The sequence below is a fragment of the Streptomyces sp. AP-93 genome (genome assembly GCF_022808175.1).
In the GTDB taxonomy this organism is placed as follows: Bacteria; Actinomycetota; Actinomycetes; order Streptomycetales; family Streptomycetaceae; genus Streptomyces.
The window spans coordinates 1-17,856 of the sequence record NZ_JALGBX010000029.1 but is presented as its reverse complement, the minus strand read 5'-3'; the positions used below and the strand labels follow the sequence as shown (position 1 = coordinate 17,856).

The following is a 17,856-nucleotide window of genomic DNA, read 5'->3' as shown; positions in this document are numbered from 1 at the left end:
TTTCGCTGCCGCTCTCCTGGATCCCGTAGCCGCATCCTCATCGGAGGGGTGCGTGCACCGGGACCTGGAGGAGGCTGGATGTCCGGCTCGGCTGACGACCCCGCGCGCCCACGGGCCCGGGAACACCGCCGCGGGCGGCGCTCACCGTTCCACTCCCCCACGCGCGCGATGCGCAGGGATCTCTCCCAGCTCGTCTGCGCGGTCGGCGGGCTGGTCCTGGGTGTGCTCGTCCCCAGGCTCTCCCTGGGTCCCGAGCTGGATGCCGGACCTGTGGTGACGCTCCTGTTCACCCTCGGGTTCGGCGTCATCAGTCTGGTGAGCATCATCTATTCGATGCTGTTCCTGGTCCTGCAGTTCTCCGCCAGCACCTTCACCCCACGCCTCGGCCTCTTCCGGGACGACCCGATCGTGTGGCGTGCGTTCGCCTTCACCGTCGGAGTGTTCGTCTTCTGCATCACCTCCGGGCTGGCCATCGGAGCCCGCAGGGCGACCGTCTCGACCCTCGTTCCCGGCACCGCCATGGTGCTCACCCTGGTCTCGCTCGCCCTCATGCGGACCCTGCAGACGCGAGCGTTCAACTCGATCCAGCTCGGCCACTCCCTGACCGCGATCGCCACGCGCGCGCACCGGGTGTTCGATGCCCTGTACGTACGGCCCTACTCCCCGGGCGGGGCCACGGCCGCACCGCCCCCGGCGGCCGGCGCCACCGCCACCGCCGTCCTCTGGTCCGGACCGGCGGTGGTGGTCCAGCAGATCGACGTACGCGCCCTGGTCGGCGCGGCCAGGGAGCGCGACTGCCGCATCGACTTCCTCGTCGCTCCGGGAGCGACCGTGTCACGGGGCATGACGCTGGCCGAGGTGACCGGCGGCGAGCTGCCCGAGGCGGTGCTGCACGGCGCCCTGGAGACCGGAGTCGAGCGCACCTTCGACCAGGACCCCGACCTGCCCTTCAGGCTCCTCGCCGACATCGCGCTGCGCGCCCTCTCCCCGGCCGTCAACGACCCGGCCACGGCGGTGGAGAGCCTGGACCGCCTCGAGGACCTCCTGGTCCGCCTCGCCGGTTGCGAGCTGCGCATCGGCCACTTCTCCGACGAGGACGGCCGGTTGAGGGTAGCGCTCCCGGTGCCGGACTGGGAGCGGTACGTGCGAACGGCCGTCGACGACCTCCTCTTCGCCGCCGCGGCCTCCCCGATGGCACTCCGCAAGATGCGGGACCTGCTGGCCGGGCTGGTGGAGAGGATCCCGGAGAGCCGGCGCGGGATCGTACGGGACCGGCTTGAGTGGGTCGACCGGGCGGGGAGCGAGAGGTACCCGCTCATCTGGCCCGCTCCTGAAGCCGGTTGAGGACGAGGGGCCGAAGGGTCCTCACCCGGAGGGGAAGGCACCGCCCCCGGTCGCGCGTGAGCCGCCGGTGCCGCCGGTGCCACTGGCGCCGCCGATGCCACCGAAGGCGTTGACCTGGGCGGTGGGGACGTGGCTCTCATCGGCCTCGCTGCCCCGTCCGAAGTGGTTCAGGAGCAGGTTGAGGAGGACGGCGACGAGGCATCCCGCCGTGATGCCCGATCCCAGCACCATGGTGACGGGCGCGGGGAGCCGTTCGTAGAAGTCGGCCGATGCGACCGGAAAGAGGCCGAAGGCGAGGGCGACGGACACGATGATGCCGTTGTGGCCGGTGGCCAGGGAGGCCTTGGCCAGGGTCCGGATCCCGGCGACGGTGATCGAGCCGAAGAAGACGACCGCCGCCCCGCCGAGTACGGGCAGCGGCACGAGCGCGACGAGCGAGCCCAGGACGGGTACGAGGCCCATGAGGACCAGGATCGCTCCGCACAGGGTGACCGCGTACCGGCTGCGGATGCGGCTGATCGCGACCAGGCCGACGTTCTGTGCGTAGGCGGTGCTCACGAAGGCTCCCAGGGCGCCGCCGAGTGCGGTGCCCAGACCCTGGGCGCGCAGGCTGCCCGCGATGACGCGGGCGTCGACCGGTCTGTCGACGACCGATCCCACCGCGATCAGGGAGGCGGTGGATTCCGTCATGGAGACGAGCATGATGACGAGCATGGTCGCGATGACCGGCGCCTCGAACTGCGGGGCGCCGAAGGCGAACGGCTGCGGGAGTGCGAACAGCGGCGCCTGGAAGAGGGGTTGGAGGTCGACTTTGCCCATCGGTACCGCGGCGGCCGTACCGGCGATGAGGCCGAGCAGGATGGCCACCCGTTGCAGGAAGCGTCCGCTGAGGAGCCGGTGGAGGAGGAGGGTGAAGGCGAGGGTTCCGGCGGCGAGCGCGAGGTTGGACGGTGAGCCGTAGCCGGAGGACCCGGGGTCTCCGCCCCGGGCCCATTCCCCGGCCACCGGCAGCAGCGAGAGGCCGACCAGCGTGATCACGGAACCGCTGACGACGGGCGGGAAGTAGCGCAGGAGCCGGCAGAAGGCGGGTGCCAAGAGGAAGCAGACGACGCCGGCGACGAGGGTGGCGCCGAACACCAGGGGCAGGGTGTCCTGCCCCCGCGACACGGAAGCGGCGAGGACCGGGGAGACCACGGCGAAGGAAACGCCGTTGGTGACGGGCAGCCCGGCCCCGACACCCCAGAAGCGCAGGGTCTGGGCGACGGTGGCCAGGCCGGCGACCACCAGGCTCGCGGCGAGCAGCACGGTGAGCTGCGCCGCGGTCAGGCCGAGGGCGCCGCCGATGATCAGCGGGGGCGCCGCGAGGCCCGCGTACATGCTGGCCACGTGCTGCAGGGCGGCGGGGACCATCCGCCGCATGGGCAGGACTTCGTCCGCGGGATGGACGGGGACGGGTGGGGCAGGCGGGGCGGGTGGGACGGACGAGGCGGACGAAGCGAATCGTTCGGGCGTGAAGAACGTAGGGGAGCGCAAGGGGACAGTCCCTCCGAGAGACCTCCCGGCCGGCGGGCGGCGGGGACGGTCGGGGGCGAAGCACGGCCGGAAGACCGGACAAGTGGACGGACTTGCCCGGAGGGATACGGAAATCGTGCCGGTTTCCGGGGTACGGAGAGACGGCTCGATTCCTCATCGCGGAATTTACTTTCCACTATGGACGACAGCGACCCTACGAACCGGCCCCCTGGTCGTCAACTCCTCCAGGGGGTCCCATCGATTCCTCCGATTCTTTGGATGTACGCACAATCGCCGCCACCCGGGCCCCTGTCAACGCGCGTCGACCGGCATCCCGGGCGCCTGCGAAATCCGCCGGCCTTGGCTGGGGCGTCCCCTCGCCCTACGGTGTGCGGCTATGCCATCCCAAGACGATCTCCGCAGCCCGTCCGAGGGCGAAACATCCCCCTACCCCCCGCTGGAGCCCCGCCGCGCCATCGCCGTGCGCGAGCAGCTCGGACTCACCCACGGCCAGGTCGCCTGGGCCGTATCGGCCTTCCAGGGACACCCGCTCCACCCCGGCACGCTCCTGGCGTGGGAGGAGGGCAGACAGGTGCCGACGGTTCATCAGATCAAGGCGTTGGCCGCCGCGTTGTGGTGCTCGCCGGGTGATCTGCTCGGCGAACCGGCCACGCTCCTGCAGTGCCGGACGCTCCTCGGACTGACGGTGGAGCAGGCGGCCGTGGGGGTCGGCATGACCCGCGACCGCTACGCCGAGGCGGAACGGCGCAACCGCTGGCGCGGGTCGGGGCGCCAGACCCAGGCGCTGTTCGAGGTGCTCCGGCCGCCGGCCGCCTGCTTCGTCGGTGCGTGCGGCAGGACGGGGCAGTTGCGCGTACTGCTGCGCGAGGCGGCCACCGGGTGGTGGCCGAACTACGTGCGCCCCGTCGCGAAGATCGTGCCCGTGGAGCCGGCCGAGATCCACCGCGCCCTGGAACAGCTCCACCTGGCCTACCAGCGGATCGACAACCACGGCCGGAGCGGCACCGCCGCCGAAGCGGTCGAGCGCGAGTCCCTGGCCTTCCTCGACCGGATCGACGAGCAGCTGTGGCAGCGACTGCGCCCGCAGGGGGCCTGACCCCGCCCGCCTCCCGAACCCCGGGTCTTGACACGCTCCCCTCCGCGTGAGGCACTAGAGCCACCCAGCCATACGGAAACTGCTTTCCGCATCGTGGACGATCCGTTCATGGGGCGGAGGTCTGGGCGCGGGCCGGACTCGCGGTGCACAGGGACCAGATCACGAAGACGCCGAGGGCGATCGAGACGAGGGCCCACATCGGGGCGTAGGGCAGCCACATGAAGTTGACGACGATGCTGAGCCCGGCCAGGACCACGCCCGTGGCCCGGGCCCACTGGGCGCTCTTGAGGATCCCCCAGCCGACGAAGGCGAGGACGACGCCGAGGAGCAGGTGGATCCAGCCCCAGGCCGAGGTGTCGAACGTGTAGACGTAGTCGCCGAGCCGGCCGTAGACGTCGTCGTTCGCGATGCCGGAGATGCCCTTGAGGACGGCGATGACTCCGTCCACGAGCAGGACGACTCCGGCGAACATCGCGCCGCCCGCGGCCCAGGCGCTCCCGGCGCCCGCCGGGGCTCCGCCGCCTCCCGGTGAGGCGTGTTTCGGGTTACCCGTCGGGGATGTGGTCTGTGCCATGGGGAACTCCTTCGTCCGGCTCGTCCGGCGGGGCGTCGATGCACCACGCACTCCCCACCCTTGGTGCGGACCCGGTCGGCCGGACAGCCGAGTACGGCCGAACGGGCGAATGACGCTGACGGCCCGGCAGATGACATAGAGTCATGATTGTGTTAATTGTGGTGGATTGTCCAATTATGGGTTGTACTGGACGCCAAGCAACACCGTCCAGGAACTGGAGCGTTACGTGGCATCCACCACTCTCACCGTCTGGAAGTTCCCCACTCCCGAGGGGGCCCAGCAGGCGGAGTCCGCCCTGCTCGCCCTGCAGAAGGAACAGCTCATACAGGTGCACGACGCGGCGGTCGTCACCTGGCGCGAGGACGCCAAGAAGCCGAAGACCCAGCAGCTGAACAGCCTCACGGGAGCCGGCGCGCTGTCCGGAACCTTCTGGGGGATGCTCTTCGGGCTCCTGTTCTTCGTGCCGCTGCTCGGCGCCGCAGTGGGTGCGGCGGCCGGGGCCATCGGTGGGTCGCTGTCCGACGTCGGCATCGACGACAAGTTCATCGACGACGTGAAGTCCGAGGTGAAGCCCGGAACCTCCGCGCTGTTCCTGCTCTCCTCCGACGCCGTGGTCGAGCGGGTCCGCGGCTCCTTCCCGGGCGGGCAGGCCCAGCTGATCCGCTCCAACCTCTCCGGCGCGCAGGAGCAGCAGCTCCGCGAGGTCTTCGCGGCCTGAGAACCAGCAACCGATACGCCGCTGTGGCCCGGACCGGTGGGTCTTCTCCCCCGGTCCGGGCCGCAGCGGCGTGCGCGGCGAACGAGGAGGGCCCGGGCCGTGAGCACGGACGAGACCAAGGCCGCGGCGAGCTCCGTGGCCCCCTGGCTGCGCCACTACCGCGGCAGATGGCTGCGGGGGGACACGCTGGGCGCCCTCACGGCGTGGGCTCTGATCGTTCCGGAGTGCGTGGCCTACGCGCAGATCGCGGGGGTTCCCCCGCAGAACGCGTTCTACGGAGCCCCGGTGGCCCTCCTCGTCTACGCGTTGCTGGGCCGTTCCAACTTCCTGCTCATCGGGGCCACCTCGGCGGCGGCCGTCCTGTCGGCCGCCACGGTCTCGGCCGTCAGCCCCGCCCCCGAGGACGCCGTCGGGCTGTCGGCCGCCCTCGCGGTGATCGTGGGCGCGGTGCTGCTGGCGGCCGGGCTGGCCCGGCTCGGGTTCCTGACCAGCTTCCTCGCCGAACCGGCCCTGTTGGGCTTCCTGTTCGGCATGGCCCTGACCATCGTCGTCCGGCAGGCCGCGAAGCTCGTCGGAGTGCCGGGCGGTGACGGCAACTTCTTCGAGCGGGCGTGGACCGTCCTGTCCGGAGCCCCCCAATGGTCCCTGGTCACGCTGGCCGTCGGGGCGGGCGCGCTCGCCCTGCTGTTCCTGCTGGAGCGCTTCGTCCCGCACCTGCCCGCCTCCCTGATCGTCCTGGTGGCGGCCCTCCTCCTGTCGGCTGCCCTCGACCTCGAGGGCCACGGCGTCGAGACCGTCGGCCACATCCCCTCGGCCGTGCCGGTCCCCCACCTGCCGGGGATCCCGGCAGGCGACTGGATCGCACTGTTCGGCGGGGCCCTGGGCGTGGCCCTGGTGGTCTTCGCCGAGGCCTTCAGCATCGCGAACCGCTTCGCCCGGGAACACGGGCAGGAGGTGGACGCCAACCGGGAGATGGCCGCCATCGGCTTCGGCAACATCGCCGTCGGGCTCTTCCGCGGCTTCGTCGTCTCCGGCAGCGCCTCGCGCAGCGCGGCCGCGGCCGGAGCGGGCGGCCGGACCCCGATGGTCTCGCTGATCGCGGCGGGGCTGATCCTGCTGACCGGCGCCTTCCTCACCCCGCTCTTCACGGACCTGCCCGAGCCGGTCCTGGGCGCGATCGTCATCTTCGCCGTACGCGGCTTCCTGCGGGCCGGCGAACTGCGGCGCTACTTCCGCCTGGACCGGCGCAGCCTTCTGGTCGCGCTCACCTCCCTGTTCGGCGTGCTCCTCTTCGACCTGCTGCCCGGACTGCTGCTCGCCGTCGCGCTCTCCCTCGCGCTGTTCGTCGCCGCCGCCGGCCGGCGCAACGTCGCCGTCCTCGGCCGGCTGCCAGGGACCCGGCTGTACGGAGACACCGCCGGCCACGAGAACGCCGCCACCGACCCCGCGGTCCTGGTCGTACGGCCCGACGGCAGCCTCTTCTTCGGCAACGTCAACCGGGTACGGCTCGAAGTGCTGGAACGGCTGCGGGCCGCTCCGGCGGCCCCCCGGGCCGTCGTCCTGGACCTGACCGCCTGCTTCCAGCTCGGCGTTCCCGTCCTGGACACCCTCGAGGAACTGCGCGGGGAACTCGACCGGCAGGGCGTCGCCCTGCACCTGACCCGGCTGCGCTCGCCGGCCGCCGGGGAGCTGGCCCGCCACCCGCTCGGCGATCACCTGGGCGCCCGGGGGGTCCACCGCACCGTCGACGAGGCGGTATCCGCGGCGCAGGCCGGTCGGGCCGAACTCCCCCCGGATGCAGCTCATTAGTTTGTATGCCAGGTTTTACCCAGAAGTTCCGAATGGGAAGGATTTTCATGAAGCGTCTCCCGATCACCGCGGCCCTGGGCGCGGCCGCGGCCCTGTTCCTCACGTCCTGTTCCTCGGACGACCCGAGCCCCAAGGAGCAGGCGACCCAGGCCGCCTCGGAGCTCTGCACCGGTCTCTCCACCCTGAAGGCGGACCAGGCCGAGCTGGCGGCGCTGGACCCGGCTTCCGCGACGAAGGACCAGATCAAGGACGCCGTCGACGCGATCCAGAAGGACTGGGACAACGTCTCCTCTTCCCTGAAGGACCTGGAATCCGCGAAGAGGTCGGCGGTGGGATCCGCCGTGGGCGATCTCAAGTCCGGTTTCGGGAACCTGCCGGGCGACACCACCGGATCCGAAGCCCTGACCCAGCTGAAGCCCCAGATCCAGAAGTTCGACGAGACCCTCGTCGCGGCCTCGGTCGGCGTCACATGCCCCTGACCCCCATGAGGATCCGCGGCGCCTGCGGCGCCCTGCTCGCAGTGGCGGTGCTCGCCACGACGGCCGGCTGCTCCGACTCGGACGGCGACGTGTCGACCGGGGTGTCCAAGGCGGCCTCGGCCGCCGCTTCGGTCCAGTCACAGGCCGCCGACGCGGTCGACTCGGCCACCGCGGCCGCGAAGAAGCAGCTGGACGAGGTCAAGGACGGCGTCGACGCCAAGGACGCGGTGACGCTCGGCAGCGTCAGCACCGATGGCGACGGGCTGTCCGCCGTGACCGTCACGGCCCGCAACACCGACGGCGGGGCGAAGTCCTTCGCCGTCCAGGTCGACTACAAGGACGCCTCCGGCAACCCGCTGGACACGGTGGTCGTCACCGTCTCCGACGTGCCCGCCGGCCAGTCCAAGGACGCGACGGCGCGCAGCACCCACAAGCTCTCGGGCGAGGTGCGCGCCACCCTCGGCACGGCGCTCAGGTACTGAGTCCCGGGACCGGTGCGGGCAGGGGCGGGAGGGCCGGCCCGGACAGCCAGGCCGTGAACAGGTCGTCCAGCGGTTCGAGCGCGTAGCGGGACGCGTGCGCGGTGAAGCCGGCCGTGGTGACCACTCCGTGGCGGTGCACGGTGGCCCACTCCCGCAGCATGCGGAAGAACGGGCCGTCCCCCAGCGCGCAGCGGATCGCGTGCACGGCGAGGCCGCCGCGCTGGTAGAGGCGGTCGTCGAACATCAGCTTGCGCCCCGGGTCTGCCAGCACGAGGTCCTGCGGCTGCCCGGACAGCAAGCGGTGCGCGGCGGCCGCCAGTTCGTGCGCGGTGCGGCCGCCGGAGCGCTCCGACCAGAGCCATTCCGCGTACTTGGCGAAGCCCTCGTTGAGCCAGATGTGCCGCCAGTCGGCGATGGTGACGCTGTTGCCGAACCACTGGTGCGCGAGCTCGTGGGCGATGAGCCGCTCGGAGCCCCGTACGCCGTCCACGTGGTTGGCGCCGAACAGCGAGAGCCCTTGCGCCTCCACCGGCACGTCCAGTTCCTCGTCGGCGACGACCACCACGTACTCGCCGAAGGGGTAGGGGCCGAACAGCTCCTCGAACAGCTGCATCATGGCGGGCTGCCGCGCGAAGTCGCGGGAGAAGCGGGGCAGCAGGTGCGCCGGTACGTGGGCGCTCTGCGGGACGCCGCCGAGCCCGGGGTCGCCGAGCAGCACCGTCTGGTACATGCCGATGGACAGGCCGACCAGGTAGGTGGAGGTCGGCGCCGGCTGCTCGTACACCCAGGTCGTCGTGGAGGCCCGGGTCGTGCGCGTGAGCAGCCGGCCGCCGGCCACCACGGTGTAGGCGGATGGGGTGTTGACCGAGATCTGGTACGAGGCCTTGTCCGCGGGCCGGTCGTTGCACGGGTACCAGGAGGGCGCGCCGACCGGCTGGCTGGCCACCAGCGCGCCGTCGGTCAGTTCCTCCCAGCCGAGGCCGCCCCAGGGGCTGCGCACCGGTGTGGGGTTGCCCGCCCAGTGCACGTCCACGGTGAAGGCGGCGCCCGCGGGCAGCGGCTTGGGCGGCCGGATCCGGAGCTTGCCGCCCCGGTGGCTGTAGTGCGGCGCCCTGCCGTTGACCAGGACGCGGCCTATTTTGAACTCGGCCAGGTTGAGGTGGAACTCGGTGAGCGGTGCCCGCCCGGCGATCGCGCTGAGCCGGGCCGTCCCGGCGAGCCGGTTGGGGCCGGGACGGTACTCCAGAGCGAGTTCGTACCGGTGCACGCGGTAACGGGGGTCGCCGTTGGCCGGAAAGTACGGGTCCGATGCCGCTGTCTTCTGGCCGTTCACTGCCGCTTCCGCTCCCTGCGTTGTGCTCGTACGACGTGCTGGTGGTGCCGGGCCGGTCCTGTAGGACCCGCCTTTCAGGACCGCCACGCCTCGATCGGGTTGCCCAGCCAGCGGGTGTCGGCGGGAACGGATTCCCCGGCCATCACGAGGGAGGCGGGACCCAGAGTGCTGCGGGCCCCGACCGTGCTCCCGGGCAGGACGATTCCACCCGGGCCCAGGGTGGCGCCCTCACGGAGGACCACAGTATCCGTCCTCAAGATCCGGTCGTGGAAGAGGTGCGTCTGCAACACGCAGCCCCGGTTCACGCTCACCGCGTCGCCCAGGACGACCAGGTCGGTCTCGGGCAGCCAGTAGCTCTCGCACCACACGCCGCGGCCGATCCGGGCACCGAGTCCGCGCAGCCACAGGGACAGCACCGGCGTACCGGGCACCGAGCCGACCAGCCAGGGCACGGCCAGTACCTCGACGAAGGTGTCGGCCAGTTCGTTGCGCCACACGAAGCCGCTCCACAGCGGGTGCTCGCCCGCCCGGTGGCGGCCCACCAGCAGCCATTTCGCGGCCGCCGCGACCAGGCACGCGGCCACCCCGGCGGCGAGCAGGACGGCTCCGGACAGCAGCGCGGTCCCCCACACCCCGGGCCCGTCCGCTGCGGCCAGCGCACAGAACGCCGCCACGGTCACCACGGCCAGCGCGGCCGAGCAGAACACCGGGACGAGCCGGCACAGCTCCACCAGAGCGCGCGCCCACAGCAGCCGCGCGGGCGGATCGTACGTCCGGCTCTGGTCGGAGTCGGCCGCGGACCGCGGCAGCCGGACCGGCGGCAGGCCCAGGTAGGAGCTGCCCTTCTTGGCCTTCTTCGGGGTGGCGGACAGGACGCCGACCAGCCCGTCGTCCGGCACGGAACGGCCCGGCGCGGTCATTCCGGAATTGCCGAGGAAGGCCCGGCGGCCGATCTCGGAGTGGCCGATCCGCAGCCAGCCGCCGCCCAGCTCGTAAGGGGCGGTCAAGGTGTCGTCGGCGAGGAACGCGCCCTCGCCGACGGTGGTGAGGCTCGGGAGCGCGAGCACCGTGGACACCTCGGCGCCCCGGCCGATCTTCATGCCGAGCAGCCGCAGCCACACCGGGGTGATCAGTCCGGCGTACAGGGGGAAGAGGGTCTCCCGGGAGAGGTCCATCAGCTGGGTGACCGTCCAGGCCTGCCAGCCGATCCTGCTGTGCGTGGGATGGACGCCGGTGCGCAGCCCGAGGCTGAGGAGGCGTACGGAGACCAGGATCAGAGCCGCGTACGCGAACCCGTAGGCGAGCGCCCCCGGCACCACGGCGAGCAGCGCTCCGGCCAGGGCGCGGCCGAGTCCGGCGTCGGCGGGCACGAACCGGCCGGCCACGAGGAGGGCGGGCAGGGCGGCGAGCACGGGCAGGGAGGTGAGGCAGAAGCCGGCCGCACCGTAGGCGGCGCGCCAGGGCAGACCGCGCGGCGGGCGCTCCTTGGGCCAGTTCCGCTTGGCCTTGCCGAGTTTGCCGGCGGGGGCTCCGGCCCAGCGCTGGCCGGTCGGGATCTGGCCGACCACGGCGGAGCCGGGGGCCACCTCGGCCCGCTTGCCGACCCGGGCGCCGGGGAAGAGGATGCTGCGGGTGCCGACGACGGCGCCCGCGCCGACCTTCACGGCGCCGATCTCCAGCCGGTCCCCGTCCAGCCAGTGGCCGGAGAGGTCCACCTCGGACTCCACGGCGCAGCCGCGGCCGAGCTTGAGCATGCCGGTGACGGGCGGCAGCGAGTGCAGGTCCACCTCGGGGCCGATCTTGGCGCCCAGGGCCCGTGCGTAGCGCTCCAGCCAGGAGCCGGTGAGCGAGGTCGCGCCGGAGTACTCGGCCAGCCGCTCGGCCGTCCACAGTCGAAGGTGAACGTTTCCGCCGCGCGGGTGACGGCCCGCCTTCACCCCGCGCAGCAGCAGCCGGGCGCCGCCGGCGGCGATCGCGAGGCGGCCGGGCGGGCTGAAGAGGAGTGCGGCGCCGGCGGCGACGAGCCACCAGGAGGCGGCCGGCGCCCACGGATAGGCCCCGAACCAGTGCAGTACGTTGCCCAGGGCGAGGAGCGCCACCGTCCAGCGCAGGCCGACCAGGGTGAAGAGCGGGAGCAGCAGCAGGGACTGGATCACCTTGGCCCGCAGCGGGACGGGGGCGATGGTCCGGACCGCGCCGTCGTCCTGTGCGGACTTCTCCAGGTGCCGGGCCAGCTTGCGCAGGGTGGGCTGCTGGTAGATGTCGAGGACGGCCGCGCTCGGGTAGCGGGTGCGCAGCCGGGTGGTGAGCTGGGCGGCGGCGAGGCTGCTGCCGCCGATGGCGAAGAAATCGTCGGCGGCGCCGGTGACGGCCACGCCCAGGGTCTCGCTCCACTGCTCGGCGAGCCAGGCCTCGGTCCCGTAGAGCTGCTCGGTGGGTCCGCTGGTCTCCAGCTCCGGGAGCGGCCAGGGCAGGGCGCTGCGGTCCACCTTGCCGGAGGTGCGGGTGGGCAGCTCCTCGACGGGCGCGAGCAGCGGTACGAGGGCTGCGGGCAGCTCGGCGCGGAGCCGGGTCACGGCCGCCGCGTGGTCCCAGCCGTCCTGGGTGACCAGGTAGCCGACGAGGAGCTGGTTGCCGCTGCGCGCCGTGCGGACCGCGGCGGCGGCGCCGGCGACCCCGGGGAGGGCCTGGAGGGCGGCGTCCACTTCGCCGAGCTCGATCCGGCGGCCGCCGAGCTTGATCTGCTCGTCGCCGCGGCCCAGGAAGACCAGGCCTTCGGGTTCGGCGCGGACGAGGTCGCCGCTGCGGTAGGCGCGCTCCCAGCCGAGGGATTCCAGCGGGGCGTACTTGTCCGCGTCCTTCTCGGGGTCGAGGTAGCGGGCCAGGCCGACGCCGCCGATGACGAGCTGGCCGCTGCCGCCCATGGGGACCGGTTCGCCGGATTCGTCGACGACGGCCAGTTCCCAGCCGTTCAGCGGGAGGCCGATGCGGATCGGTTCCTCGCCGCTCAGGAGCGAGGCGCAGGCGACGACGGTGGCCTCGGTGGGGCCGTAGGTGTTCCAGACCTCGCGGCCCTCGGTGACCAGGCGCTGGGTGAGCTCGGGCGGGCAGGCCTCACCGCCGAAGATCAGCAGCCGGACCTCGTTGAGTGCCTCGGGCTCCCACAGGGCGGCCAGGGTCGGCACCGTGGAGACGACGGTGATCTCCTGCTCGGCCAGCCAGGGGCCGAGGTCGGCGCCGCTGCGGACCTGCGAGCGGGGGACGGGGACTAGGCAGGCGCCGTAGCGCCAGGCCAGCCACATCTCCTCGCAGGAGGCGTCGAAGGCGACGGACAGTCCGGCCATGACCCGGTCGCCGGGGCCGATCGGCTCCTCGGTGAGGAACAGCGCGGCCTCGGCGTCCACGAAGGCGGCGGCGCTGCGGTGGCTGACGGCCACGCCCTTGGGCTTGCCGGTGGAGCCGGAGGTGAAGATGATCCAGGCGTCGTGCTCGGGGCCGGGGCGGGCGGCGGGGGCGCCTGCGGGGCCGGCGCCGGGGCCGGCGTCGGCGTCGGGGTCGGCGCCCTTGCCCCGCGCGGCGACCTCGATGCGCTGGCCGGCGCCCAGGACGGCCCGTACTCCGGCCTCGCCGAAGACCAGGTCGGCCCGCTCGTCCGGGTCCTCGGCGTCGACGGGCACGTAGGCGGCGCCCGCCGCGAGGACGGCCAGGATGCCCGCGTACAGCTCGTTGGTCCCGGACGGCACGCGGACGCCGACCCGGTCGCCGAGCCCCACCCCGGCCGCCGCGAGGGCCTGCCGCCGGCGCTCCACCTCGGCGGCGAGCGCCCGGTAGGTCAGCCGGGTGGCTCCGTCGTCCAGGGCGAGCTCGTCGGGGTGGGCCCGTACGGAGGCCTCGAAGACGTCGACGAGAGTGCGCGTCGGAGCGGCGGGTCCGGCGGAGAACAGGGCCGACTTGCCGGACTCCTCGGGCCCCTCCCCGGCGTCGGACGCGGGCCCTTCGTCGAGCCCGGTCCCGTCGTCGAGCAGCGTGACTTCACCGTGCTCTGGTGTGGCTGCCATCGGCCCTCGCGTCGTGTTCCCGGAAGCCTCCGGGTCGCCGGGCGGAGCCCGGGTCTGCCCAGGTTGTTCCGGTCCAGCGCCAAACAACCCGCCAGTCTAGTGCGACATCAAGGATTTTCTGGTTCAAGCCTTGCGCATGGCCGGGAAGGGACGGTAAAAGCAGCGCGCCGCGGACCGGAAACCCGGTCCGCGGCGCCTGCTCGCCGGGGGCGGTGGCCTCAGCGGCCGGCGAGGAGCTCGAGCGTGTCGATGACCCGGTTCGAGAAGCCCCACTCGTTGTCGTACCAGGCGACCACCTTGATGTGGCGGCCTTCGACGCGGGTGAGGGCCGAGTCGAAGATCGACGAGGCGGGGTTGCCCGTGATGTCGGAGGACACGAGCGGGTCGTCCGAGTACTCCAGCACTCCGGCGAGCGGCCCTTCGGCGGCGGCGCGGTAGGCGGCGAGGACGTCCTCGCGGGTCACGTCGCGGGCGACGGTGGTGTTCAGCTCGACGATGGAGCCCACCGGAACGGGGACGCGGATCGAGTCGCCGGAGAGCTTGCCGTCCAGGTTCGGCAGGACCAGACCGATGGCCTTGGCGGCGCCCGTCGTGGTGGGCACGATGTTCACGGCGGCGGCGCGGGCGCGCCGGGGGTCGCGGTGCGGACCGTCCTGCAGGTTCTGCTCCTGCGTGTAGGCGTGCACCGTGGTCATGAAGCCGTGCTCGATGCCCGCGAGTTCGTCGAGGACGGCGGCCAGCGGCGCGAGCGCGTTGGTCGTGCACGAGGCGTTGGAGACGATCGTGTGCAGGGCCGGGTCGTAGGAGTCGCTGTTCACCCCGTAGGCGAGCGTGATGTCGGCCCCGTCCGCCGGCGCGCTGACGAGCACCCTCGTGGCTCCCGCTTCGATGTGGGCGCGGGCGGCCTTCGCGGTGGCGAAGCGGCCGGTGGCCTCCAGCACGATGTCCACGCCGAGCTCGGCCCAGGGCAGCTGCGCCGGCTCGCGCTCGGCGAGCACTTTGATGCGGCGGCCGTCGACGACGAGGACGTCCCCGTCCACGGTCACCGGCCGGCCGAGCCGGCCGGAGGTGGTGTCGTAGGCGAGCAGCCGCGCGAGGGTGGCGGGTTCGGTGAGGTCGTTGACCGCGACGACGTCGAGCTTGCTGTCGCGTTCGAGCAGCGCGCGGAGCACGTTGCGTCCGATGCGGCCGAATCCGTTGATGGCGATGCGAGTCATGGTGTCTCCCTGTTCCCTGTCCCTTGGGTTCGTCACCAGATTCGCGGGTCGGGGACGCCTGCGACAGCGGCGCGATCGCCACGGTCCGCAAGGATCGCGCCACGCGCCGGCGGCGGCTCCGCACGGTCCGGCGGCGGCTCCGCACGGTCGGCGACAGCTCCGCACGGTCCGGCCACGGCTCCGCACGGTCCGGCGGCCGCTGCGCGCCGTCCTCCGTCACTCGCCCCGGGCGAAGGTGCGCCGGTACTCGCTCGGCGTGGTCCGCAGGATGTGCTGGAAGTGCAGCCGCAGGTTCGCGCCGGTGCCCAGGCCCACGTCCGCGGCGATCTGCTCCACGCTCCGCTCCGATCGCTCCAGCAGTTCGCGTGCCACGTCGATCCGGGCGCGCATCACCCACTGCATCGGCGTGTACCCGGTGTCCTCGGCGAACCGCCGCGAGAACGTGCGCGGGGACACCGCCGCGTGCCGGGCGAGCACCTCCAGGGTGAGGGGTTCGCCGAGCCGGTGCAGCGCCCACTCGCGGGTGGCGGCGAAGCGCGGGCCGAGCGGCTCGGGCACGCTGCGCGGTACGTACTGCGCCTGGCCGCCGCTGCGGTAGGGGGCCGCGACCAGCCGCCGGGCGGTGTGGTTCGAGGCGGCCACCCCGAGGTCGCTGCGCAGGACGTGCAGGCACAGGTCGATGCCCGAGGCGGCTCCGGCCGAGGTCAGCACGGAGCCCTCGTCGACGAACAGGACGTTCTCGTCGACCCGGACCAGCGGCCACTTGGCCGCGAGGGCCCGGGCGTAGTGCCAGTGCGTGGTGGCCCGTTTGCCGTCGAGCAGGCCCGTGGCGGCGAGCGCGAAGGCTCCCGTGGAGATGGCCGCGAGCCGCGCGCCCCGTTCGTGGGCGGCGATCAGCGCCTCGACGACGGCCCGCGACGGGTCCTCGCGGTCGGGGAACCGGTAGCCGGGGACGAAGACGGTGTCGGCCCAGGCCAGGGCTTCGAGGCCGTGGGCGACGGAGTACGACAGGCCGTCACCGCCGGTCACCAGCCCCGGGGCGGCGCCGCACACCCGGACCTCGTAGGGCATGCTCGCGCGGGTCGTGAACACCTGCGCGGGGATGCCGACGTCGAGGGGTTTCGCCCCTTCGAGGACGAGGACGGCGACGTGGTGGGGGCGGGAGGCTGGCACCGCGACATGCTTCCGAAGGGGCGGGAGGCTTGTCAAGCTCCACGGTTAGTAAACCTTCCGATTGAGATAACCACCTATCAGTTGGTCCAGACCTGTTGACGGCGGTCCTTCCGGAGGATTAGGTTCCCGGCCACGAAGCGCACACGAAGCGGATACGGCGTCAACTCCCCATGCCCGCCCGGCTACAGGGCCCCACCCACGGCCCCGCCACCCCGTCCCCACGCGTCCCCGGCGGGCCGCACGCCCCCGCTTCGCGCTCCACGCCGTCCCCCCATTCCCACTGGAGGCACTTCCTTGCGTACCCCGAACCGAACGCGTACCCGGCTGGCCTGCGCCCTCGGCGCCACCCTGCTCGGCGCGGCCGCGGTGCTGACCTCTCCCGGGGCGGCCTTCGGCGCCAACCTCCTCTCGAACGGCGACTTCGAGTCCGGCACCACGGCCGGCTGGTCCTGTTCGGGCGGGCTGGGCTCCGTGGTCGGCTCGCCGGTGCACGGCGGGAGCAAGGCCCTGGCCGGCGCGGCCAGTGCGAGCGACAACGCCAAGTGCGTCCAGACCGTCGCCGTACAGCCCAACACCAGCTACACGCTCTCCGCCTGGGTTCGCGGCAGCTACGTCTACCTCGGGGTCACCGGCGGCGCCTCCACCTGGACCCCCTCGGCCGCCGCGTACACCAAACTGACCGTCGCCTTCACCACCGGCGCCTCCCAGACCAGCGCCGAGGTCTACCTCAACGGCTGGTACGGCCAGGGCACTTACCACGCCGACGACATCACCCTGGACGGCCCCGGCGGCACCGTCGACACCCAGGCGCCCACCGTGCCCGGCAGCCTCGCCGCCACCGGCAAGACCTCCACCACGGCCTCCCTGTCCTGGACCGCGTCCACCGACAACGTCGGCGTGAACGGCTACGACGTCTACCAGGGCGGCGCGTTGGTCGCCACGTCGGGCACCACCAGCGCGACCGTCACCGGCCTGACCCCCAGCACCGCCTACGCGTTCACCGTGCGCGCCCGCGACGCCGCGGGGAACACCTCGGCCGCCTCGAACACGGTCAACGTCACCACCGACACCGGGACCACGCCGCCGACCGGCTTCAAGCAGGCCGCGCCGTACCTCTACCTCGGCTGGGGCAACCCGCCGAGCCCGACCACCGTGATGAACGCGACCGGCACCAAGTGGTTCACCATGGCGTTCATCCTCTCCTCCGGCGGCTGCAACCCGTCCTGGGACGGTCAGCGCCCGCTGACCGGCGGCGTGGACCAGAGCACCATCGCCTCGATCCGCGCGGCGGGCGGCGACATCGTGCCCTCCATCGGCGGCTGGCAGGGCAACAAGCTCGGCCCCAACTGCTCCAGTGCCGAGGCCCTGGCCGGCGCGTACCAGAAGGTCATCGACGCCTACGGACTCAAGGCCATCGACGTGGACATCGAGAACACCGACGAGTTCGAGAACGCCGTGGTCCAGGACCGCATCCTGGGCGCCCTCAAGATCGTCAAGCAGAACAACCCCGGCCTGAAGACCATCCTGACCTTCGGCACCTCCACCACCGGCCCGACCAGCTGGGGCAACCGTCTGATCGAGCAGTCCAAGGCGCTGAACACCGGCATCGACGTCTTCACGATCATGCCGTTCGACTTCGGCAACGCCTCGACGGACATGTACGCCAGCACCGTCAGCGCCACCGAGGGCCTCAAGGCCAAGCTGAAGTCCGTCTACGGCTGGGACGACGCGACCGCGTACTCCCACATCGGCATCTCGGGCATGAACGGCATCAGCGACACCCAGGAGACCACCACCGTCCAGAACTGGACCGACATCCGCAACTGGGCCAACTCCCACCACATCGCGCGCCTCGCCTTCTGGTCGGTGAACCGCGACCGCGGCTGCCCCGGCGGCGGCCTGCAGGAGACCTGCTCCGGCATCGCCCAGAGCGACTGGCAGTTCACCTCCATCACGGCCGGCTTCACCTCCTAATAACGTTGTCAAGCTGCGGTTGTGACGGGGAGTGCGCTTTGGTAGCACCGTCCGTCGCGGAGGAGG

The 17,856-nt window shown here is 72.3% G+C and carries 13 protein-coding genes; 7 read left to right on the top strand and 6 right to left on the bottom strand.

What is annotated here, in order from left to right; genetic code table 11:
* Nucleotides 1-78 precede the first annotated feature (78 nt).
* On the top strand, nucleotides 79-1,344 hold the full coding sequence (locus MTF69_RS35495) for a DUF2254 family protein (RefSeq protein WP_243340498.1): 1,266 nt from the start codon (nucleotides 79-81) through the stop codon (nucleotides 1,342-1,344).
* A 21-nt stretch (nucleotides 1,345-1,365) separates the two neighbouring features.
* On the opposite strand, the gene MTF69_RS35490 is transcribed toward MTF69_RS35495, so the two are convergent.
* Nucleotides 1,366-2,763 (bottom strand): nucleobase:cation symporter-2 family protein, encoded by a 1,398-nt coding sequence (locus MTF69_RS35490; RefSeq protein WP_243340497.1) that lies wholly within the window; start codon nucleotides 2,761-2,763, stop codon nucleotides 1,366-1,368.
* 490 nt (nucleotides 2,764-3,253) lie between these two features.
* Between MTF69_RS35490 and MTF69_RS35485 the strand changes: the two genes are divergently transcribed.
* On the top strand, nucleotides 3,254-3,973 hold the full coding sequence (locus MTF69_RS35485) for a helix-turn-helix transcriptional regulator (protein WP_243340496.1): 720 nt from the start codon (nucleotides 3,254-3,256) through the stop codon (nucleotides 3,971-3,973).
* Between the two features lie 106 nt (nucleotides 3,974-4,079).
* On the opposite strand, the gene MTF69_RS35480 is transcribed toward MTF69_RS35485, so the two are convergent.
* Nucleotides 4,080-4,547 carry a hypothetical protein gene (locus MTF69_RS35480; RefSeq protein ID WP_243340495.1) on the bottom strand — a complete coding sequence of 156 codons (468 nt, stop codon included), beginning with the start codon at nucleotides 4,545-4,547 and terminating at the stop codon, nucleotides 4,080-4,082.
* 226 nt (nucleotides 4,548-4,773) lie between these two features.
* Here MTF69_RS35480 and MTF69_RS35475 point away from each other — a divergent pair, with 226 nt between their 5' ends.
* The 4 genes from MTF69_RS35475 to MTF69_RS35460 all read left to right on the top strand — a co-directional run bounded on the left by MTF69_RS35475 (nucleotide 4,774) and on the right by MTF69_RS35460 (nucleotide 8,035).
* Nucleotides 4,774-5,265: a DUF1269 domain-containing protein gene (locus tag MTF69_RS35475; RefSeq protein WP_243340494.1), complete on the top strand. Its 492-nt coding sequence runs from the start codon at nucleotides 4,774-4,776 to the stop codon at nucleotides 5,263-5,265.
* A gap of 99 nt (nucleotides 5,266-5,364) precedes the next feature.
* The gene (locus tag MTF69_RS35470; protein WP_243340493.1) at nucleotides 5,365-7,074 is read left to right on the top strand and encodes a SulP family inorganic anion transporter; all 1,710 of its coding nucleotides are present in this window, start codon (nucleotides 5,365-5,367) and stop codon (nucleotides 7,072-7,074) included.
* Between the two features lie 47 nt (nucleotides 7,075-7,121).
* Nucleotides 7,122-7,553 carry a hypothetical protein gene (locus MTF69_RS35465; protein WP_243340492.1) on the top strand — a complete coding sequence of 144 codons (432 nt, stop codon included), beginning with the start codon at nucleotides 7,122-7,124 and terminating at the stop codon, nucleotides 7,551-7,553.
* A 5-nt stretch (nucleotides 7,554-7,558) separates the two neighbouring features.
* A complete protein-coding gene (locus tag MTF69_RS35460; protein WP_243340491.1) occupies nucleotides 7,559-8,035 on the top strand; it encodes a hypothetical protein in 477 nt (158 codons plus the stop codon).
* On the opposite strand, the gene MTF69_RS35455 is transcribed toward MTF69_RS35460, so the two are convergent.
* The 4 genes from MTF69_RS35455 to MTF69_RS35440 form a co-directional block, all read right to left on the bottom strand.
* Nucleotides 8,025-9,368: a M1 family metallopeptidase gene (locus MTF69_RS35455; RefSeq protein WP_243340490.1), complete on the bottom strand. Its 1,344-nt coding sequence runs from the start codon at nucleotides 9,366-9,368 to the stop codon at nucleotides 8,025-8,027. The two genes, MTF69_RS35460 and MTF69_RS35455, sit on opposite strands and share 11 nt — an antisense overlap.
* Before the next feature lie 74 nt (nucleotides 9,369-9,442).
* Nucleotides 9,443-13,426, bottom strand: coding sequence for a Pls/PosA family non-ribosomal peptide synthetase (locus MTF69_RS35450; protein ID WP_243340489.1), 3,984 nt, complete (start codon nucleotides 13,424-13,426; stop codon nucleotides 9,443-9,445).
* 218 nt (nucleotides 13,427-13,644) lie between these two features.
* Complete coding sequence (gap, locus tag MTF69_RS35445) at nucleotides 13,645-14,643, bottom strand: type I glyceraldehyde-3-phosphate dehydrogenase (protein WP_243340488.1); 999 nt, start codon at nucleotides 14,641-14,643, stop codon at nucleotides 13,645-13,647.
* A gap of 216 nt (nucleotides 14,644-14,859) precedes the next feature.
* Nucleotides 14,860-15,816, bottom strand: a complete 957-nt coding sequence (locus MTF69_RS35440; RefSeq protein ID WP_243340487.1) for a GlxA family transcriptional regulator — start codon at nucleotides 15,814-15,816, stop codon at nucleotides 14,860-14,862.
* A gap of 294 nt (nucleotides 15,817-16,110) precedes the next feature.
* Between MTF69_RS35440 and MTF69_RS35435 the strand changes: the two genes are divergently transcribed.
* A complete protein-coding gene (locus MTF69_RS35435) occupies nucleotides 16,111-17,790 on the top strand; it encodes a carbohydrate binding domain-containing protein (protein ID WP_374324952.1) in 1,680 nt (559 codons plus the stop codon).
* The last annotated feature ends 66 nt before the right edge of the window (nucleotides 17,791-17,856 follow it).